18 protein-coding genes and 1 pseudogene are annotated in these 18937 nt (G+C 62.5%); 10 read left to right on the top strand and 9 right to left on the bottom strand.

Annotation, left to right across the window (positions count from 1 at the left end):
• Positions 1-19: 19 nt before the first annotated feature.
• Positions 20-1063: a GlxA family transcriptional regulator gene (locus tag C1A35_RS07955; RefSeq protein ID WP_104663937.1), complete on the bottom strand. Its 1044-nt coding sequence runs from the start codon at positions 1061-1063 to the stop codon at positions 20-22.
• 170 nt (positions 1064-1233) lie between these two features.
• Between C1A35_RS07955 and C1A35_RS07950 the strand changes: the two genes are divergently transcribed.
• From C1A35_RS07950 to C1A35_RS07925, 6 genes are all read left to right on the top strand, one after another.
• Positions 1234-2115 carry an ABC transporter substrate-binding protein gene (locus C1A35_RS07950; protein ID WP_104663796.1) on the top strand — a complete coding sequence of 294 codons (882 nt, stop codon included), beginning with the start codon at positions 1234-1236 and terminating at the stop codon, positions 2113-2115.
• A gap of 80 nt (positions 2116-2195) precedes the next feature.
• A complete protein-coding gene (locus tag C1A35_RS07945) occupies positions 2196-2948 on the top strand; it encodes an amino acid ABC transporter ATP-binding protein (RefSeq protein ID WP_104663795.1) in 753 nt (250 codons plus the stop codon).
• A gap of 10 nt (positions 2949-2958) precedes the next feature.
• A complete protein-coding gene (locus tag C1A35_RS07940; protein WP_104663794.1) occupies positions 2959-3618 on the top strand; it encodes an amino acid ABC transporter permease in 660 nt (219 codons plus the stop codon).
• Positions 3615-4277 carry an amino acid ABC transporter permease gene (locus C1A35_RS07935; RefSeq protein WP_104663793.1) on the top strand — a complete coding sequence of 221 codons (663 nt, stop codon included), beginning with the start codon at positions 3615-3617 and terminating at the stop codon, positions 4275-4277. The genes C1A35_RS07940 and C1A35_RS07935 overlap by 4 nt, the downstream gene beginning before the upstream one ends.
• A gap of 74 nt (positions 4278-4351) precedes the next feature.
• The gene (locus C1A35_RS07930) at positions 4352-5500 is read left to right on the top strand and encodes an Atu1372/SO_1960 family protein (protein WP_234822833.1); all 1149 of its coding nucleotides are present in this window, start codon (positions 4352-4354) and stop codon (positions 5498-5500) included.
• A 4-nt stretch (positions 5501-5504) separates the two neighbouring features.
• Complete coding sequence (locus tag C1A35_RS07925; RefSeq protein WP_104663791.1) at positions 5505-6713, top strand: FAD-dependent oxidoreductase; 1209 nt, start codon at positions 5505-5507, stop codon at positions 6711-6713.
• A 229-nt stretch (positions 6714-6942) separates the two neighbouring features.
• Here C1A35_RS07925 and C1A35_RS07920 read toward each other — a convergent pair whose 3' ends face one another.
• The 5 genes and pseudogenes from C1A35_RS07920 to C1A35_RS07900 form a co-directional block, all read right to left on the bottom strand.
• Entirely contained in the window at positions 6943-7143 is a 201-nt protein-coding gene (locus C1A35_RS07920) for a hypothetical protein (protein WP_104663790.1), read from the bottom strand.
• Positions 7144-7379: 236 nt separating this feature from the next.
• A complete protein-coding gene (locus C1A35_RS07915) occupies positions 7380-7988 on the bottom strand; it encodes a DsbA family protein (protein WP_104663789.1) in 609 nt (202 codons plus the stop codon).
• A gap of 118 nt (positions 7989-8106) precedes the next feature.
• Positions 8107-8931, bottom strand: a complete 825-nt coding sequence (locus tag C1A35_RS07910) for a TlpA disulfide reductase family protein (RefSeq protein WP_104663788.1) — start codon at positions 8929-8931, stop codon at positions 8107-8109.
• Positions 8928-10736 carry a protein-disulfide reductase DsbD gene (gene dsbD, locus C1A35_RS07905; RefSeq protein WP_104663787.1) on the bottom strand — a complete coding sequence of 603 codons (1809 nt, stop codon included), beginning with the start codon at positions 10734-10736 and terminating at the stop codon, positions 8928-8930. Before dsbD ends, C1A35_RS07910 begins: the two co-directional genes overlap by 4 nt.
• Positions 10737-10945: 209 nt before the next feature.
• Positions 10946-11029: pseudogene (locus C1A35_RS07900) on the bottom strand (AbrB/MazE/SpoVT family DNA-binding domain-containing protein); the annotation flags it as partial.
• A gap of 116 nt (positions 11030-11145) precedes the next feature.
• Here C1A35_RS07900 and C1A35_RS07895 point away from each other — a divergent pair.
• Both C1A35_RS07895 and C1A35_RS07890 read left to right on the top strand, forming a co-directional pair.
• Positions 11146-12177: a four-carbon acid sugar kinase family protein gene (locus C1A35_RS07895; protein ID WP_104663786.1), complete on the top strand. Its 1032-nt coding sequence runs from the start codon at positions 11146-11148 to the stop codon at positions 12175-12177.
• On the top strand, positions 12178-12879 hold the full coding sequence (locus C1A35_RS07890; RefSeq protein WP_104663785.1) for a FadR/GntR family transcriptional regulator: 702 nt from the start codon (positions 12178-12180) through the stop codon (positions 12877-12879).
• Positions 12880-12936: 57 nt separating this feature from the next.
• On the opposite strand, the gene C1A35_RS07885 is transcribed toward C1A35_RS07890, so the two are convergent.
• Genes C1A35_RS07885 through C1A35_RS07875 form a run of 3 tightly spaced genes read right to left on the bottom strand, consistent with a single transcriptional unit; the run spans position 12937 to position 16209 of the window.
• Positions 12937-14055, bottom strand: coding sequence for an iron-containing alcohol dehydrogenase (locus C1A35_RS07885; RefSeq protein ID WP_104663784.1), 1119 nt, complete (start codon positions 14053-14055; stop codon positions 12937-12939).
• Positions 14056-14059: 4 nt separating this feature from the next.
• The gene (gene pdxA, locus C1A35_RS07880; protein ID WP_104663783.1) at positions 14060-15016 is read right to left on the bottom strand and encodes a 4-hydroxythreonine-4-phosphate dehydrogenase PdxA; all 957 of its coding nucleotides are present in this window, start codon (positions 15014-15016) and stop codon (positions 14060-14062) included.
• The gene (locus C1A35_RS07875; protein ID WP_104663782.1) at positions 15013-16209 is read right to left on the bottom strand and encodes a sialidase family protein; all 1197 of its coding nucleotides are present in this window, start codon (positions 16207-16209) and stop codon (positions 15013-15015) included. Before C1A35_RS07875 ends, pdxA begins: the two co-directional genes overlap by 4 nt.
• Before the next feature lie 194 nt (positions 16210-16403).
• Here C1A35_RS07875 and C1A35_RS07870 point away from each other — a divergent pair, with 194 nt between their 5' ends.
• Positions 16404-17315, top strand: a complete 912-nt coding sequence (locus C1A35_RS07870; protein ID WP_234822826.1) for a DMT family transporter — start codon at positions 16404-16406, stop codon at positions 17313-17315.
• A 56-nt stretch (positions 17316-17371) separates the two neighbouring features.
• Complete coding sequence (locus tag C1A35_RS07865) at positions 17372-18841, top strand: ABC transporter substrate-binding protein (protein WP_440271509.1); 1470 nt, start codon at positions 17372-17374, stop codon at positions 18839-18841.
• Positions 18842-18937 lie beyond the last annotated feature (96 nt).

Raw genomic sequence — 18937 nt, 5'->3', positions numbered from 1 at the left:
CAACTGGTTGTGCCGTGGATCAGTTGCGCCGGTGTCGGAATTCACTCGGCGAGCTCTGATACTTCTTGCGGAACGCCGTCGCGAGATGGGCAGAATCGGAAAAGCCGGTTTCATGGGCGATCGCCGTGACGGAGAGGACGCTGTTGTCGAGAAGGAAGCGCACATAGCGCAGCCGCGTTTCCACAATGAAGTGCTTCGGCGACATGCCGATATGGGTTTGGAACAGGCGCGTGAACTGGCGGGGTGACAGGCCGATGGTGGCGGCGATCTGCTCGGGTGAGACGTCGCGGCCCTTGCGGCTCTCGATCAGCACGATTGCCCTCTGCACCCGGGCGTCCCCGACATGGCGGAACGCGGAGGCGCGCTCGTGATCGAAATTGCTCATGGTCTTCTGGTCTGAGAGCGAGAGCTGGTAGACGGCTTTTGCCGCTCGGTCGGGACCGCAATGATTGCGGATCAGCTCGGTCATCAGCGACAGGATCGATACGCCGCCCGGCACGGTGATGCGGCCATCCTCGATCAGAAAGTCGTCCCTGGTGGAAAAGGGTTGGCGCGGAAACGCTACCCGGAAATCCTCCGCATGGAATGGATGGATGGCAGCCTTGCGCCCGACGAGCAGCCCCTCTTGGGCGAGCACGAATGACCCCGTGCAGGCGCCGATGAGGGGAACACCCGCGGAGGCGGCGACGCGAACATAATCGCGGTGCGCGGCAGGCGCCGCCTGGAGATGTGGAAGCAGGCCGCCGATGACGACGACATAGTCGAAGTCCGTGGGGTTGATGTAGGGCGCGTCCACCCGCACGCTGATGCCGCAGCTAGCCACGGCCTCATAACCAGGCTTGCCCATGATCGACCAACGGCAATGGATCGGACGGGAACTGTCGGCGAAATCTGCCGCATGGCGGAGCGGCTCTACGACCCCTGTCAGCGACATCATCGGGAAGGTCGGCCATAGCAGGATGCCAACGGAGACGTCCGGCTTACGGTCCCGCGCCGCCAGCAGCCGTTCCGCCCAGAGACTGTCCAGCCAGTGAATGTAGTCGGCTTCGTTCTGTGCCGTCATCGAACCCTCCACAGCCGCACTCTGCCAAGCCTGTGTCATTTTTTCAAAGAGAAAGTCTGTTTTTTGAAATCCAGCGACCGCCGTCGGTGACACCATGCTCCCCGTTGAACGCAACAGCCGGTCGGCGACACGACCGGTTCGGGGAACAAACAAAGTCAAGGATTGGACAGATGGCACTTTCTCTTTCGAGAAGGCTGGTGGCGTTCGCGCTGCTGGCGGGCGGGAGTTTTTCGGTATTTTCTTCGGCGGCGCAGGCATTTGAACTGGTCGAAGAGGGCAAAATGACGGTTGCCTTCACCGGCGACATGCCTGGTTCCGGCTGGCAGGATGGCAAGCTCATCGGGTATGACGGCGAAATCATGCAGCGGGTCGCCGCGAAGCTCGGTTTGCAGGTGCAGCCGGCATTGATGGAGTGGTCGGGCACGATCGCTTCGGTCGAGGCTGGTCGAGTTGACGTGATGCTGGGCACGATGGGCTGGACGGAAAAGCGTACCCAGATCATGAGCCTTTCCGAACCGATCCACTACTTCAAGAACGGCATCATGCAGTCGTCAAAGACGAACTGGGACAAGCTCGCCGACCTTGAGGACAAGAAGGTTGGCACGATCACCGGCTTTTCCTTCGTGCCGGAACTGAAGAAGATCGAGGGCCTGCAGCTCTCGCTCTATGATACGTCCGACGCTGCCGTGCGCGATCTCATCGCCGGCCGCATCGATGCCGTCATCGGCGATCCGCCGGTCGTCTCCTACGCGATCAAGCAGAACCCTGACTGGAACATGCACTTCCTGGCCTTTGCGGATGCCAATCCGGATTTCCCGCTGCTCACAGGCCTCGGCCAGGTGGTCTACGGCTTCAACAAGAAGAACGACGACCTGCGCCAGAAGGTGGACGCCATCCTCGCAGAGATGTGGAAGACCTGCGAGATGAAGCAGATCGGCGAGCGCTACGGGCTTGCCGCCGACGTTTGGTACACGCCGGCGGGCGAGAACTTCCGCGCGGGCGTCGATCGCCCCGCGGATTACAAGCTACCGTCCTGCGTTGCCGGCAACTGACCCATGGGCCTGGGCGGTTGTCGCTTCTCCGGCCACCGCCCAATGCAGCCGCGATAAACGAACAATCAAAGGGGAATCCCATGAACCCGCTTCTGAGCGTGACGGGTCTCACCAAGAGCTATGGCGCGGTCGAGGTTCTCAAGGGCATCGATTTCGACGTGGCGCCGGGCGAAAAGATCGCCCTGATCGGCCCCTCCGGGTCAGGCAAGTCGACCTGCCTCAGGTGTCTCAATTTTCTCGAAAAACCGAGTGCCGGCGAGGTTCGGCTCGACGGTGAAAGGATCGGCGTTCGACACGACCGGCCGATGAATGACCGGCAGCTCGCGCCGCAAAGGGCTGAGATGGGTATGGTCTTCCAGCTCTTCAATCTCTGGCCGCACCTCTCCGTCACCGAAAACGTGGCGATTGCGGCACGCAAAGTGCGGGGTCTTCCGGCGAAAGAAGCGCGGGAACTCGCGCTCGAGATGCTCGCGAAGGTCCATATGACCCATCGTGCCGATGCTTCGCCGCTGGAGCTTTCCGGCGGCCAGCAGCAGCGCGTCGCGATCGCACGAGCGCTGGCCCAGAAGCCCAAGCTGATGTTGTTCGATGAACCGACCTCCGCGCTCGATCCGGAACTGGTGCACGAAGTACTGAAAGTGATGGAGGAACTGGCTTTGGAAGGGCGCACCATGATCATCGTGACGCACGAGATTGCGTTTGCTCGCGACATCGCCGACCGCGTGCTCTTTCTCGATGGCGGCAGGATCGTCGAAGAGGGGCCGGCCCGCGAGCTGATCCTCACTCCGCGGGAGCCGCGAACACAGGCTTTTCTCCGCCAGATCCGGCATTGAGGGACATGTCGTGAGCGCACTATCGACCTTCACCTTGATACTGGAGGGGCTGCTTGCCGGCGCGGGCATCACCATCGCCGTTACCCTGGCCTCCCTCCTTCTCAGCGTTTCGCTCGGTTTCCTTCTCGCCCTCGTGCGGCAGTTCGCAAAGAGCCCTATGTTGCATGCTTTGATCGACGCCTACTGCGAGGTCATGCGCAACATTCCGGCGCTCACCCATCTCTTCATTCTCTATTTCGGGCTGGCGAGCCTCGGGTTGCGGCTCTCGTCCATCACTGCGGCGATCCTCGGCCTGGGGCTGATCGGCGGCGCGGTAACCTGCGACCTGTTTCGGGCCGGTTTCGCGGCATTGCCGAAGGGCCAGCGTGAAGCGGCACTCGCTGTCGGCCTCACCCCTCTTCAGGCGATCAGCGACATCCTCACCCCGCAGGCCATGCGTATCGCGCTGCCTTCGCTTGGAAACTATGCCGTGCAACTGCTCAAGGATACGTCGATCGTGTCTGCGATCGCCGCGCCCGAGATCATGTTCTACGCACGATCCATGGTGACTTCTTCATTCCAGACGACCCTGATCTACACCACTGTCGCCGTGCTCTATCTCGCCATTTCCTTGCCGCTGATGCAGGCGATCCGAATGCTCGAGGCGCGGTATGGGAGGGTAAAGACGTGACCAGTTTCATTGAACCCTATGCCGAGCATGCCGGGGAATGGTTGCCACTGCTTTTGGAGGCGATGGGCAATACAGCCCTGCTTTCGATCTCAGGATTTGCGTTGTCGCTGGCGTTTGGCCTCTTGCTGGCGGCCTGCCGCAATAGCCGTTGGCGGGCGCTTCAGCGCGCCGTGGCCCTCTATGTCGTTGCCGTTCGGGGCGTGCCGCTCCTCGCCATTCTGTTCCTCCTCTATTTCGGGTTGCCGGGTATCGGCGTCACACTCGATGCCTTCACCGCTGCCGTTCTCGGCCTGGCGCTTGCCTTTGCCGCACAGGTGGCGGAGCTTTTTCGTGCAGGCCTGATGGCCGTTCCTGCAGGTCAGCGTGAGGCGGCGCTCTCCGTCGGCTTCACGCCGTACCAGAGCTTCACGCTGATCGTCCTGCCGCAGGTCGTGCGCATCAGCCTTGCTCCGCTCATCGTCACCTTCGTCTCGTTGCTCAAGGATTCCTCGCTCGCTTCTCTGATCACGGTGGACGAATTGGTACTGACGGGCCGGGCAATGGCGACGGAGTATTTCCTGCCCCTGCAGATCTACGTGGCGGTGGGGCTCTGCTACTTCCTCATCGCCTGGCCGTTTTCACTCCTCTCCAAGCGTCTTGCGCCTCGCGCCAGCCGTTAGCCTCCATCGAAAGACACGAAACAATGACTTCTTCCGCACAAGAGGGCGGCAGGACACGATGCCCCGTGATCCTGATGACCCCCGACATCGAGAATCCGGCCGGCATCGCGAGCGAGAAGACCTATGCGGTGCGGGCAAACTACGCCGAAGCGATCAGCGAGGCAGGCGGGATTCCGCTGATATTGCCCTATGAGACAGAGGCGATCGCCGCCGCACTCGATCTCGCCGACGGTGTGGTGATCACAGGGACGATCCCTGGCGCAGACGGGGAGGCGGAACGGCGTTCATTCGAACTGAGACTTGTCGAACATGCGGTAAAGGCTGGAAAGCCCATTCTCGGCATATGCCACGGTATGCAGCTCATCGGAGAATGGTTGGGCGGCACCTTTTCAAGGAGCCTGCCCGGTCCTGGTGCAGAAGTTGTCGAACACATGCCAACCGCGGTGCCGGATCGGCTGGCCCACGAAATATCGGTGGAACCGGGAAGTGCGCTTGCCGGCATTCTCGGCGGCGCCGAGGCAACCGTGAACAGCCTGCATCGTCATGCCCTGACCGGGGTCGGCCGGTTCCGTGTCGTTGCGCGTGCCCAAGACGGAGTGATCGAGGCTTTCGAGGGAGAAACACCGGGCCTATGCCTTGGCATTCAATGGCACCCTGAGTATCGCCTCACGGATTTCGATCGCGCAATCTTTCGCATGTTCGTGTCGCGGAGCGCCACGCGGGCCGCGACGGATGTTACGCCCGAAGCCGCATGTTCCGTGCGCGCACGCCTTGCCGCGCTCGGCCTCGCCTTGCCGGAGGCCTCCGCACCTCCCGGCTCCTTTGTTGGTGCAATCAGGTCTGGCGAGATCGTGACCGTATCCGGCCAGGTGCCCCTGAAGGACAAGGTCGTTCTCAGGACCGGCCATTTGGGAAGGGATGTCTCGCTCGAGGAGGGGCGCGAATGCGCGCGCTGGGCGCTTCTCAACGCACTGGCGCAGCTGGAGTGCATCGCCGGAAAGCTCGATCGGGTGAGAGGCTTCGTGCGGCTCGCGGGTTACGTGGCCGCTGCCCCCGATTTCACCCAGCATGGTGCGGTGATCGACGGCGCATCGCAGTTGCTGCGGGAAATGTATCCGCACTGCTGGCCTCATGCGCGCATTGCGGTCGGCGTCGGATCGTTGCCGCGCGGCGCGCCGGTGGAGATCGAACTGACGGCTCTTGTCAGCGAAGCGGAGGCCTGACGCGATGCGTATCGCTGTTGTCGGGGCCGGGGTGGTCGGTGTTTCCTCTGCTTATCTGCTGGCGCGGGCGGGACATCGCGTCACGCTGATCGATATGGAAACGGAGCCGGGAAGAGGTGCAAGCGCCGGCAATGCGGCGCAGCTCTCCTGGGCCTATGGCGATGCCATGGCCTCGCCCGCATTGCTGAAACATTTGCCTGCTATTCTTGCCGGGCGCGATCCCGCGTTTCGCATCCGCCTGCGGCTCGATCCGGACTTCCTGCTCTGGGGGCTTCGGTTTCTTGCCAACATGCCCTCCACGCGGTGGTGGCACAATACACGGGACATTCTGGCGCTTGCCGAGCAATCCCGCCAGGAAATGGCGTTGCTCTTGTCGGAGACGGCCATCGTCTTCGACTACCGCATCGCCGGCAAGCTGCATCTCTATCCGGATAAGGCAAGCTTTTGCGCCGCGCGTCCAACCGTGGAACGCAAAAGGCAGATAGGCATCGACCAGCGCATGCTGTCGCGACCGGAAGCCGAGGCCGTGGAGCCAGCGCTGAAAGCGTATCAGGACGAGATCTCCGGCGCCGTCTATACGCCCGATGATGCGCTTGGCGACGCGGCGGCCTTCTGCCGCCAGCTTACGGCGGTCATTACCAAAAATTTCGGCGTTTCCGTATGCTTCGGCCGAAGGGTTGCGGGGTTCGAGCGGCATAGGAGGCAGCTGACGGCTGTTCGGTTTGCCGATCGCGATCCGCTACCGGTCGATGCCGCCATCGTCACGGTCGGGCCGCTGATCCGCGCCCTTGTCGCGGACTTGCCGGAAGCGCGATCGATCCAGCCCGTCGCCGGGTACTCCCTGACAGTGCCATGGCGAGAAGGGGCTCCCCAGGTCAGCCTGACAGACGTGAAGCGCAAGCTTGCCTTCGCCGCAATTGGCGACCGCTTTCGCGTCGCCGGTCTCGCTGATCTTGCACGACCCGGCGCTGGCTTTACGGCGGATCGCCTTGCGGTTCTGCGAGAAACGGCGAGTGCCGTACTGCCCGATTGTTTCGGACAGGCGGAATGGCAGTATGTCTGGTCTGGCGAACGTCCCATGACCCCATCTTCCCGGCCCATCATCGCGCAATCTCGAAAAATCCGGGGCGTCTATGTTAATGCGGGACACGGCATGCTCGGATGGACGCTCGCGCTTGGCTCTGCGCGAAGAATTACGGATATGCTGGCTTGAAGGCGTCTAAGTGTTTTCCGTCGCGCGCACGCTGATTGTGCGGTCAACCGCGAAGGTGGCCGACGTCTACGTGACAGCGGGCTCAGTTGCTCGATTCCCATCAAGGCGCCAGATTCGAACGGCGCCGCCCCCGGGCGCTAACTCTCTCGGTCCTGATCACTCGGTAAGACCTGTCGCGGCCGCCTTGGCAGTGGCCGCTTCATAAGCCGAACCGACGAACGCGAACCGACTAGGCGGCTTCAGTACATACGAAATCGCTAAATTGCTCCATCGGATAGGCCGCGACCAACGCCGAGCGGGTTGTCTCTGCGTTGCTGCCGGGTGCGTCGATGACGGCAACGCCGATCTCGCGCGCATGCTGGACCGGCAGGCGCCCCCGGATCAGTTCCTCGGCCGCCGCCTGCGACAGGACGAGAACATTGTCGCGCACATTTTTTCGTCCGGCTCTATTCGAGTTGGCGGCGGATTGGCATTGGTGTCGAAACCGACCAAAGTCGGGTCTCATCTTGATCTGGTCCTCAGTGCGCCGATCGACGTGCCCGGAAGGTAGTCAACATCTTCGATCGAAAGGCCTCTGGCGTATTGCGAATGAGGAGCGGAATGCATGACGTTTTGCGCATAGTCTACCTAATCAGGGGCAGTCACCACTTTCGGATTATTCATGATTCAGCCGCGGGCTTTGGCGATGGCGCTCTTCAGTCCTTTTTCATCCAGAACGCCTGGGACAATCACCGAACCGATGACGAAAGACGGCGTGCCGGCGAAATTGAAGGCGAGTGCCTGACTGTAATTGCGGTCGAGCAGTCCGGAAATCTTGGCATTGTGCGTGTTCACGGCAGCACTTATCTCCTTCATCGACAGATCCGCCTCGGTCAGAGCCTTCTCGATATCGTCATGCGAGAGCCTCGCCTTGGTTTTCATCAGCGCCTCCATCGCCAGCCGGTACTTGCCGATCTGGGCGGCTCCGAGCACCGCTTGCGCGGCGAAGACGGAGGCATCGCCCAGGATCGGCCAGTCCTTCAGCACGAGCCGCACATTGCCGTCGGCTTTGACCACGCTCTCGACTGTGGGATGCACTTTCTTGCAGTAGGGGCACTGATAGTCGAAGAACTCGACGAGGGTGACATCGCCCTTGGGGTTGCCGAGGACGGGCGCGTCCTTGTCGAAGAACACCTCCTCCTTGGTCAATTGCTGGGCGAAGGATGGTCGACTCCCGACAAGCACGGCGGCTGTGGTGGCGACCGTTGCGGTCAGGACGGTTCTGCGGGTGAGCATCAGATGTCTCCTTGTGCGGATGGATTAGAGCCGAAAACGTCGGCACGCGCGCCGATGATGTGGACGGCAGGGACCACGTTGCGTAGGCAAGCGGCGCAAGCCGAAGGGACTGGAGCTGTCATTCTGTCCGTTTCCTGCCCTCAGATGAAAGGCCGGCGAGCCGCTCGGCGATTGTCTCGCGCGAGATTTCGCCGAGATGCGTGGCGGCAAGCGTGCCGTCCGGGTTGATGAAAAGCGTAGCGGGCAGGCCGATTGCGCCGTAATGCCGGGACAGGTCTGAAAAAGGGTCGAGAAGGATGGTTTCCAGGTCGACGCCGGTTTGGCTGAGATAGGCGGCGATCACCCCGCGGCTTTCGCCCTGGTTAGCGAAGAGAAAGTCGACGTCCGGATTGCTTCCGGCCATCTCCGCCATCATCGGCATTTCCCGTCGGCAGGGCGGGCACCAGCTTGCCCAGAGATTGAGAACCGCCGGACGGCCCTTGCGCTCGGCGATGGCAAGGGTCTCGTCCGACGAGAGAACGGCATAGGACGTTTCCGGGGCGCGGGGCGCAGCGCCGCCATCGGTGAGCGTGGTAACGACGACCCACACGAAGAGGCCGGCCGCGAGCGGCAAGAGCGCCCAGGGGGCAGCTTTCGGTGCATTGCGCCAAAGTATCACGGCGGCGAGGAAAACGCCGATGAAGCCGCCCGTCGCAGAGAAGCCGCCCTGCCAGATGGCAAGGACACGCAGCGGCTCCTGCAGGAAGCTCTCGGCATGGGCAAGCACATGCCCGGCCCGTGCGCCGGCAACGCCGAGAAGCGTCGCGACCGTCGTAAACCTGTCCAGCCGGTTGTCGACGCGGGCGGCAAGGAGGGAGCCGGCGATCATGAAGACGATCAGTCCGGCGATCACCGACAAGCGATCGGCGGAAAAGGCGAAGGGACCTATTGCGACGGCATTCATCGCGCGTCGCCCTTTACGAGCCGTGCCGCGTCCGCAAGTGAGGCGGGCGTGACGTCTCCGACGAGGCGCGTGCCGGGGACCTCCTCTTTGCTGCGGCCGAAGAAGATCATGGTTGGTGGACCGACGACGGCAAGTGAACGCATGAGCGCGTCATTCTCCGCGTCGAGGGTGCTGACGTCGAGGCTTGCCAGCCGGACACCGTTGAGCTGGGCGATGACATCAGGCGCCGTCAACACGGATCGCTCGATCGTGCGGCAGGTGACGCACCAGTCGGCGGTGACGTAGACGAGGCTGGGCTGCTTGTCTGCTGTTGCGGCGTCGAGGAAGCGGGCGAGCGCACCGGCGGACCCGACCTTGGTGAAATCCGACTTCTGGATGGCGGTTGCCTGCCCAACTCCCGCCGCCCCCTTGAGCGGGCCGAGCGGTGTGAGCGGATCGCTTGCTCCAAGGCCGAAGCCCACCAGCAGGAGACTGCCCCAAAGCACGGAGACGACGGCGGCCAAGCGCGCCAGCACGCCGTAGCCGCGTGTGGGCCGCAACCCGTCGAAAGCACCCGCGTAGATTCCGAAGGCAAGGGCCAGTACGGCCCAGGGCAGAAGGAGCAAACGATCCGGCACCAGCGGCGTCGCAAGCCATAGCGCGGTTCCCAGGAAGGCGAAACCGAAGACGTGCCGGACACTTTCCATCCACGCGCCGGCGCGCGGCAGCGCCTTGCCGCCGATCGTCGCCATGATGATCAGCGGGATGCCCTTGCCAAGGCCAAGAGCGAAGAGGGCGAGTGCGCCGACTACAATGTCACCCGTCCGGGCAATGTAGAGAAGGGCGCCGGCAAGCGGTGCGGTCACACAGGGGCCGATGAGGAAGGCAGAGGAAAAGCCGAGCAGCGCGGTTGCGCTGACCGAACCGCCCCTCTGCCTGCCGCCGTTCAGGCGGTTGCCGATCATTGCCGGCAGCTTGACGTGGAAGAGCCCGAAGCTGGAGAGCGCCAGCAGGACGAACAGTGCGGCGATCACGCCGATCGCGACGGGCGATTGCAGTACGATCTGCAGGTTCTGCCCAGACCACGCGGCTGCGATGCCGAGGAGCCCGAAGGCGGAAGCGAGCGCCAGCACGTAGGCGGATGCGAGCATGAGCCCGCGTCCGGCCGTCAGCCCCTCTCCCTCGCGCGCAAGCATGGCGGCAACGATCGGATACATCGGGAAGACGCAGGGCGTGAAGGCAAGCAGCAGGCCGAAGCCGAGAAAGCCGGCAAGAAGCAGCGCAAGGCCGCCACCGGACATGAGCCGATCGACCGCCGTTTCGCCGTTGTCCGCTGCGATGGCAAACCCTGCATCCGTCCTTTCCGCCGGGCGCGCGTCCTTGGCCGGTGCAAACGCAAAACCGCTGACCGGCTTGCCGATGATCATGGCAACGGTATCGATCGTCCGCGTTGTCGGCGGATAGCACAGCCCGCCATCCTGGCAACCCTGATAGGTCAGGCGGATGGCCTGAGGCGCGTTGGCGATCCACGCGGAAGCCTTCTGGTAATAGACCTCGGTTGTGCCGAAGCCCGGGTCGTCCTTGACAGTGCCCTGCTCGGTTTGCAGGGCGACCGGCCGGTTGCCGTCATCTTCCGCTGCCAGGAAGTCCCTGTAGAGGTAGTATCCCTCGGCGATCGACCATGTGATCGTCAGCCGGCCGTCTTCTTGCCTGGCGATCGCAGGCACGAAGGCCTCATCCATCGGCAGGGGCGCTTCGAGCGCCCGCGCTGGCAGGATTGCCGCAATCAAAACCCAAACCAGTGCCAGCAGGCTTGTTTTCCGCATCGTTCTTGCGTCCCCGTCCTATATCGAGGGCGGAGCGATCAGCCCGCTACCTTAAGGCAGACTTAAAGTGGCTGGCTGAAACCGATGCAGTGCTGCAGGCGGACGAAAAGCAGTCCCAGTCTTTCGGTACCCCGCTGGCACCACGCCCAAGAGTCGGGGTTCATGCGGTTGGTGCCCAGAACACAGCATCAGACGGTCAGATCGGGCTGGACAGCGCTTCCATCCGGAGTGCGTCGGAACTCTATCTTGCTACCAGGCACGATACCCAAGAGATCGCGCACCGCTTTGGGCATCGTAGTTTACCCCTCGGCCGTTCGCTAAATAATTTGTAAAATGTAAATCGAAAAACATTGACATTTCAATGTTTCGTGTCGTTATGAAGATAACAACAAATTTTTGGGCTTCTACTATGCTGGCCATTGTCGCGGACGATTTGACGGGAGCGCTCGATGCCGCCGCGCCGTTTGCAGCGCGGGGCATGCGCGTCGAGGTCGCCCTCGTGGGCGAGGCGATTGACGGTGCGCTCCGGCAAAAACCTGACGTTCTTTCAATCAATACCGGCTCGCGCGAGCTAAGCGGCGAAGCCGCGATGCAGCGGGTGACCGCAGCTCTTGCGGCCCTGCCGTCCGGAACGCGTCTGTTCAAGAAGGTCGACTCGCGTCTGAAGGGTCATATCGCCGCCGAACTCGAGGGCATGCGGTTTCGTTCCGCGTTGGTCGCTCCGGCCATTCCCGCATTTGGTCGGTATGTGAAAGGTGGGTACGTTTGCGGCTTTGGCGTGGACGCGCCAATTTCCGTTCGTGAACGGCTCGGTCGGCTTGCCGACCGGTCCATGATCCCGGATACATCTACCGCGGCTGAGGTGCGCGCCTCGCTTGAGCATGCGGAGCGGAGTGGTGTCGATCTTTTAGTCGGCGCGCGTGGTCTGGCTGAAGCGCTTGCCGAACGCATGACCGGCGAAGCGGCGGCGAAGGCGGCCGAAATCCCAGCCGGGTCGGTCCTGTTCGTTATCGGTTCTCGCGATCCCATCACCCTGGCGCAGATCGACGTTCTGCGCAGTTCGGTCACGGCGCGCTATCTGGCAGCACCCAATGGGCGGCTTGCAGAGACAAAGAACGATAACAGCGCGATTACCCTTGTGCAGGCCGTCCCGGGCGAAGCGGCCATTTCGTCGGAAGAGGTTTCCGAGGCGCTCGCCGAAAGCGTATGCCCGAACCTCGCCCGGTCCGCCGGCATCATGCTCCTTTCCGGCGGCGCCACGGCGGAGGCGGTCTTGAAGAAGATGAATTTCCAGCGTTTCCGCCTGCTCGGTGAATGCCTGCCGGGCTTGGGCTTGGCTGAGGTCGAGGGACGTTGCATCATTGCGAAATCCGGCGGATTCGGATCGCCGGACACGCTGCAGCAGATCGCGGAGGCCTCTCTGCGCAAGATGGGATCATAAATGGGACTGGAGACCGGAACTGCACGCAAGAGCCTTGGCGATCTCGTCTTTGAGCGCATGCACCGTGCGATCAAATCCGGCGCCTACAAGCCTGACGAGCGCCTGCCGACCGAACACGATCTCGCCAGCGAATTCGAGGTCTCCCGCCCGATCATTCGCGAAGCGCTGCAGCGGCTGCGCGAACAGGGGTTCATCTATTCGCGCCGCGGCGCAGGCAGCTTCGTGCGCGCCGTCGGCATGCGTGAGCCGCTTGGCTTCGGCCAGCTCGAGAACGTCGCTGATCTTCTCAACTGCTACGAGTTTCGCTTGACCGTTGAGCCGGCCGCGGCGGCCGCTGCGGCGGAGCGCCACGACGCGGGCACCCTGGCGGCCATTCACCGGGCGCTGGAGCTGATGCGGGACGCGACCAACCGCCAGTCTCACCGTGAGGACGCGGATTTCCAGTTTCATCTCGCGATCGCGCGCGCCGCTCAAAACAGCTATTTCTTCACGGCCATGGAAGCGCTCAAGGACCACATCGCCGTCGGGATGCGGTTTCACGGCGCGTCGGTCAAGCGCGAGACGACGGGCCTGACGCGGGTCTTTGGCGAGCACGAGGCGATTGCCAAGGCCATTGCCGCGCGGGAGCCCGCCAAGGCGAAACAGTTGATGCATGATCATCTGGCCGGTTCGCGCGAACGCCTGTTTCAGGCAACGAAGTGATAGGGCAAACAGGAACCCCGGCCAGGCGCCGGGGTTCCGTCTTGTTGACGAGGTGCGTTAGAAAGCCGCCTTGTAGATGCCCAGCACGTCCTCAACGCTCATGTCGATTGGATTGTTGTCCATCAGGCGACGGTTGGAGTGCGCCTCACTCGCATAGAGCGGCAGGTCATCCATCTTCGCGCCGTGGGCAGCAAGCGACATTTCGATCCCGAGATTGCGGCAGAAGCCGCGGGCGGCGGAAAGCAGCTCGCGGGCTGTAAGGGTGTCGCCAAGGCCGAGCGCCTGCGCGACTTCCGCGGTCTTGTCTGCTGCAACGGTCTGGTTGAAGGCAAGGACGTAGGGGAAGATGATGGCATTGGCCAGCCCATGCGGCAGGCCAAGCCTTGTTCCAAGCGGATAGGCGATCGCGTGGCCGGCCGCCGTATTGACCGGCCCGAGGCAGATGCCGCCGTAATAGGAGGCAAGCATCATTCCCTCGCGCGCCTCGGTATCGGTGCCATCCTTGACGGCGCGCGCCAGATACTTGCCGACGAGCCTGAAGCCCATCCGCGCAAAGCCATCGATCATCGGATGGGCGCGGCGATTGGTGAAGGCCTCGACGCAGTGCGCCATAGCGTCCACGCCCGTCGCTGCGGTTACCGCCGGTGGCACCGAATAGGTCAGTTCCGGATCGAGGATGGCGAGATCGGCGATCATGTGCGGGCTTTCGACCGCGATCTTGTTGCCCTTTTCCGGATCGGTGATCAGTGAGCGGATCCCTGCTTCCGAGCCCGTGCCGGCCGTGGTGGCGACCTGAACGAGCCGCGTGCCGCGGCCAGCGACCCTGTTGGGTCCGGCGACGTCGGCAAGCGTCTGCTCTGAGTTCCAAAGCACGGCAACCAGCTTGGCGACGTCGAGAACCGAGCCGCCGCCCAGACCGACGATCAGATCCGGCTTTTGTTGGCGCGCAGTCTCAAGGGCAGCATTCAATGTTGCGATATCGGGTTCTCCGGGGATGGCGTCGAACACGGCGACGCGACCCTTGAGCTTCAGCCGATCGACGAAGCCGGCGGTGATCGGCGTCGCGATGACGAGGATCGATTGAGCATCGGCAGCCCAGGCGCCGACCTCTGCGATGGTGCCGGCGCCGACGACAAGGCGGCGGGGTTGGTGAAGGGTGATCTGAGCGATGGTCATGGCGTCATCCTCGCTTGGCTGCGCCCGACACCAACTTGCGGGCGTAGGCGATCGCGGAGTTCATGTTGCCGTGGTTGGCAATGCCCTTGCCGGCGATGTCGAAAGCCGTGCCGTGGTCGACCGAGGTACGGTCGATCGGCAGATCCACTGAAACATTGACGGCGGTGTCGAACGCGACGAGCTTTACCGGGATGTGTCCCTGGTCGTGATACTGGGCGACGACGAGGTCGAATCCGCCCGAATAGGCGCGATGGAACACGGTGTCGGCGGAGATCGGACCATGGGCGTCGATGCCTTCCGCCCGTGCGGCCTTGACCGCCGGCGCGATCTCATCGTCATCCTCGGTGCCGAAAAGGCCGTTCTCGCCGCAATGCGGGTTGACGCCGGCGACCGCGATTCTGGGCGCCGCATATCCGATGCGCTTCAGATGCGCGTCGCCAGCCCTGATGGTGGCAAGCACGCGCTCGGTCGTCGAACGTCTGATCGCCTCCTGAAGCGAGACATGCGTCGAGACATGGATGACCTTGAGCCGCTCGGAGGCGAGCAGCATGTAGGCTGCCTTGGAACCGGTCAGGCTGCGCAGCATCCCGGTGTGGCCGTCATAGTGATGGCCGGCAAGGTTCAGCGCTTCCTTGTTGATCGGTGCAGTGACGATGCAGCCGATGACGCCGGCTTCGGCGTCCCGCACCGCCTTTTCGATGAAGCGAAATGCGGCGTCGCCGGCAACCGGGCTGAGCTTGCCCCAGGGAAGCGGCGCGCCTTCGATCGGCAGGTCGACGACGTAGGGCGTGAGGTCGACGGTAAGGCCGAGTGCCGTGCGCGCCGCCTCAAGTGTTGCCAAGTTCCCGTAGATGCGGATGCTCTCGCGCTCCTGCTCAGGCATTTCCGCAAGCGCGCGGACTGAAATCTCGGGGCCGACGCCGCATGGGTCGCCCATGGTGATGCCGATGATGTTGCTCATGAAAGTCTCCGTGCGTCGGCGCGGTCCCAGCCAGAGGCCAGGCGGACATATTTTATGGCGCGCCGGTGATAGGTGTAGGCGAGGTGCATGGTCCCGTCCGGCCCCTCGATCAGCCAGGGATAGGACATTTCCTTGTTGCGACCGTCGGTCGAGTCGTTGGAGAGGCAGGTCCCGGGGCCGTCTTCGATCAGCAGGTGGACAGGAAAGGTCTTGCCGCCATCTTCGGACAGGCAAAGTGCAACGGGCGCCCGCGGCACACCCCAGACCGGCACGCAGCCGCCTTCCGGGTTTGCATCCGGGCGGTCGTCCTCCTCGCCGAGTTCGTCGTATAGCGAGGCGCGCCGCTCCGTGAACTCTGCGGCGCTGACGGGATTGCAGATCATTGCGATCCGGCCGTCACCCAGGCGGACGGCGGCGATCGAGGAATTGTTGTTCGGTACATCGCTTGCTTCCGGCGCCGACCAGGTGCGGCCGCCATCAAGGCTTTCCGTTCTGTAGACCCAGTCGGCTTGCCGACGGCGGAAGAGGGCTGCAAAGCGTCCGTGGCCAAAGGAAACAGGCGACATGTGCACGCAGCCGATCGACTGGTCGATATCCTCCAGACGCCACGTTTCGCCCTGATCAAGCGAAATGCCGACGGCCGCAGTGTCATGGCTGCCGTTCCATTTCTGGCCGGGGCGCTGGATGCACCGGAAGATCGGCAACAGCCACGCGCCGTCTTCGCGCACCACCAGAGGTGCGCGGACGAAGCAGCCGCGCGGCAGATCGAGATAGCGGCCTTCATCAGCGGTGAGCGTCGATGGGTCGGACGGGTGGCGTCGGATCTCGGTCATGCGGATCCGGCACTCATCCTGGTTTCCGGAAGGCTGGGAGGTGTGAAAGAGCCAGAGCCGGCCGTCAGGAGCCGTAAAGAGCACCGGGTTCTGTTCCGAATGAGCAGGGTCGAAGCTCAGGCGTTGAGGTGGCCCCCACGTTGTCGCATCCGTTGGAAGCACCGAGGCGAAAATCGAAATGTCGGACTTGCCCTCAAGGGTGCCTCCGAACCACGCGCAGGCAAGCGCACCGTCCGAAAGCAGATGCAGGAATGCGGCGTGGTTCTGCACCATGGGCGAAGGCAGCAAAGCCTCGTGGCGCGTCGGCGACACGGGTCTGAGCGCGCCATCCATGCTGCGGGCTATTTCCTCTGGGGTCATTGGCTCCTCCTGCTTGCTCTCGAAAATCGCCAAAATTACAAAGTTGTCAAGTTCTATTATGTTATCATAATTCCGCTGTGGCAGATTATGTTTTGTTAAAATATTGAAATTACGTGATAAAATAATGCAAGGAGTGCTGGCGAAATTTTACATAACGAAATTGTTTGACAAATTTGTGTGAAAAGGAGATTGTCATGTCAAGCCGGCAAGAGGATGCCGGGGAGGAGGTTTTCATGCCGGGAAGCGCCGGCCCTCATGGGGCCAGGATGGCCGTGATCTTTGCGATAGGTGCAGCAGCTCTTGCGGCGGCCGACGCGGTGATCGTGCGTGCCTTGAACGGCGCCGTGCATCCCTTCGTCATCGGCTTCTTCCGCGCCTTCTTCGGCGCCGTCATTCTTTTGCCCTGGGTGGCCCTGCGTCCGTCGCTCCTGCGTTCAAGTCATCCGCTGCGTCAGCATGCGGTGCGCGCCGGCTTCAAGCTCTTGGCCATGGTCGCCTTCTTCGCCGCCTTCAGCTGGGGACCGCTCGCCGATGTGACCGCGATCGCCTTCATGTCGCCGATCTTCGTCCTGCTGGGCGCGGCCCTGACGCTGGGCGAGCGGCCTGGTCCTGTCATGATCGGTGCCGTGGCGCTCGGCTTTGCCGGTGCAATGCTGATCGTTGGTCCGTCTGGCGCCGGTTTCAGTCTCGCCATTCTGCTCGCCCTCGTCGGCGCGGTGCTGCAGTCCGCCATTCAGCTGATCCTGAAGTCGATGTCCAAGGGCGACAGGACCGCGACGCTCGTCGTCTGGAACCTTCTCTTGACCGTCCCGATCGCGCTTCTCTTTGCACTTCCTTTTTGGAGCATGCCGGGCGCGAAGGAATTGTCGCTGCTGGCGCTTCAAGGTGTCGTCGGCACAGCCTGCATGGGTATGATGACACATGCCTTCTCGCTCGCCCCCGCAACGATTGTCGCGCCGGTCGATTTCCTGCGCCTGCCATTGGTGGCGCTCGGAGGCTTTGCGCTCTTTGGCGAGAACATTGCCCTCACCACGCTGTGTGGCGGCGGACTCATTGGTTTTGCGGCGCTGATCGCCGCGCGATCCGGAAAAGCAACATCCGGCTGAACGAATTTCACTAGGGAGGAAATGCCGTGAAGAAACTGTTTGTCTTGAGTGCACTCATGCTGAGTTCTGCCCTGTCGCCTGCTTTTGCTGGGTCAGGTCCGATCAAGATCGTGCTGGCCGAAGAGGCTGATCTGCTTGAACCCTGCATGGCCACGCGCTCGAACATCGGCCGTATCATCATGCAGAACGTCAGCGAGACGCTGACGGAGCTCGATGTTCGTGACAAAAAGGGCGTCATGCCGAGGCTTGCCGAGAAATGGGAACAGAATGAGGATGGCAGCTGGCGCTTTCACCTGCGCCAGGGCGTCAAGTTCTCCGACGGCACGACCTTCGACGCCAAGGATGTCAAGCACAGCTTCGACCGCATCATGAGCGACAAGAACACCTGCGAGTCGCGTCGTTATTTCGGCGGCATCACGGTGACCCCAACCGTCGTCGACGACTACACGATCGATTTCAGCGCCGATCCGGTCCAGCCGATCCTTCCGCTCCTGATGTCTCTCGTCACGATCGTGCCTGAGGAAACGCCGCTCGAATTCATCCGCGAGCCGGTCGGTACCGGTCCCTACAAGCTCACCAACTGGACACCGGGCCAGCAGATCGTGCTAACGAGCCGCGACGACTATTGGGGCACGAAGCCTGAGGTCACCGAAGCGACCTATCTCTTCCGCGCCGATCCGTCGGTGCGCGCCGCCATGGTGCAGACCGGTGAGGCCGATCTGTCGCCGTCGATCTCGCAGCTCGACGCCACCAATCCGGCGACGGATTTCTCCTATCTCGACAGCGAGACCGTCTATCTGCGCATCGACCATAATATCGAGCCACTGAACGACGTTCGCGTTCGCCGGGCATTGAACGTCGCGATCGACCGGCAGGCGTTCCTCGGCACGCTCGTTCCCGACAGTGCGCTGCTCGCCACCGCGATCGTGCCGCCGCCGACACTTGGATGGAACCCCGATGTGAAGGTCTTTCCGTACGATCCGGAAGGCGCAAAGAAGCTGCTTGAGGAAGCCAAGGCCGATGGCGTGAAGGTCGAAACGCCGATCACCATCATCGCGCGCTCGGCCAACTTCCCGAACGTCACCGAAATCATGGAAGCCATCCAGGCACAGCTTCAGGAAGTGGGCTTCAAGGTCGACCTGAAGTTCGTCGAGGTCGCCGAGCACGAGCAGTATTACTCGAAGCCGTTCAAGGAAGGCCGCGGCCCTCAGATCGTCGCCGCCATGCACGACAACTCCAAGGGTGATCCGTCATTCTCGATGTTCTTCAAGTATGCGACCGACGGCACGCAGTCCGGTTTTTCCGATCCGAAAGTTGACGATCTGATCAAGCGCGCATCGGCTGCCGTCGGCGAGGAACGTGCCAAGCTCTGGTCCGAACTGATCGCCTACGTGCATGACGATGTCGTCGCCGATGTCCTCCTGTTCCACATGGTCGGTTTCTCCCGCGTATCGGAACGGCTGGATTTCAAGCCGACAATGGCCACCAACGGAACGCTGCAGCTTTCCGAGATCAAGATCAAGTAAACTGGCTCTGGCAAGTAAACGGGTCTGGCGAACGAGGTTCGCCGGACCAACAGCAATCAAGGCGGTGGGATGATCCCATCGCCGGATTTCGAGGGC

This window comes from Ensifer adhaerens (genome assembly GCF_002940685.1).
Lineage (GTDB): Bacteria > Pseudomonadota > Alphaproteobacteria > Rhizobiales > Rhizobiaceae > Ensifer > Ensifer adhaerens_E.
The sequence above is the reverse complement of the archived record's forward strand: the minus strand, read 5'-3'. Positions and strand labels throughout refer to the sequence as shown.

Coding starts and splice junctions, on each gene's coding strand:
- C1A35_RS07875 (WP_104663782.1), bottom strand. CDS start 16,209: ATGACCCCAGAGGAAATAGCCCGCAGCATGGATGGCGCGCTCAGACCC.
- C1A35_RS07955 (WP_104663937.1), bottom strand. CDS start 1,063: ATGACGGCACAGAACGAAGCCGACTACATTCACTGGCTGGACAGTCTC.
- dsbD (WP_104663787.1), bottom strand. CDS start 10,736: ATGCGGAAAACAAGCCTGCTGGCACTGGTTTGGGTTTTGATTGCGGCA.
- C1A35_RS07910 (WP_104663788.1), bottom strand. CDS start 8,931: ATGAATGCCGTCGCAATAGGTCCCTTCGCCTTTTCCGCCGATCGCTTG.
- C1A35_RS07895 (WP_104663786.1), top strand. CDS start 11,146: ATGCTGGCCATTGTCGCGGACGATTTGACGGGAGCGCTCGATGCCGCC.
- C1A35_RS07925 (WP_104663791.1), top strand. CDS start 5,505: ATGCGTATCGCTGTTGTCGGGGCCGGGGTGGTCGGTGTTTCCTCTGCT.
- pdxA (WP_104663783.1), bottom strand. CDS start 15,016: ATGAGCAACATCATCGGCATCACCATGGGCGACCCATGCGGCGTCGGC.
- C1A35_RS07885 (WP_104663784.1), bottom strand. CDS start 14,055: ATGACCATCGCTCAGATCACCCTTCACCAACCCCGCCGCCTTGTCGTC.
- C1A35_RS07930 (WP_234822833.1), top strand. CDS start 4,352: ATGACCCCCGACATCGAGAATCCGGCCGGCATCGCGAGCGAGAAGACC.
- C1A35_RS07865 (WP_440271509.1), top strand. CDS start 17,372: ATGCTGAGTTCTGCCCTGTCGCCTGCTTTTGCTGGGTCAGGTCCGATC.
- C1A35_RS07915 (WP_104663789.1), bottom strand. CDS start 7,988: ATGCTCACCCGCAGAACCGTCCTGACCGCAACGGTCGCCACCACAGCC.
- C1A35_RS07950 (WP_104663796.1), top strand. CDS start 1,234: ATGGCACTTTCTCTTTCGAGAAGGCTGGTGGCGTTCGCGCTGCTGGCG.
- C1A35_RS07870 (WP_234822826.1), top strand. CDS start 16,404: ATGTCAAGCCGGCAAGAGGATGCCGGGGAGGAGGTTTTCATGCCGGGA.
- C1A35_RS07890 (WP_104663785.1), top strand. CDS start 12,178: ATGGGACTGGAGACCGGAACTGCACGCAAGAGCCTTGGCGATCTCGTC.
- C1A35_RS07945 (WP_104663795.1), top strand. CDS start 2,196: ATGAACCCGCTTCTGAGCGTGACGGGTCTCACCAAGAGCTATGGCGCG.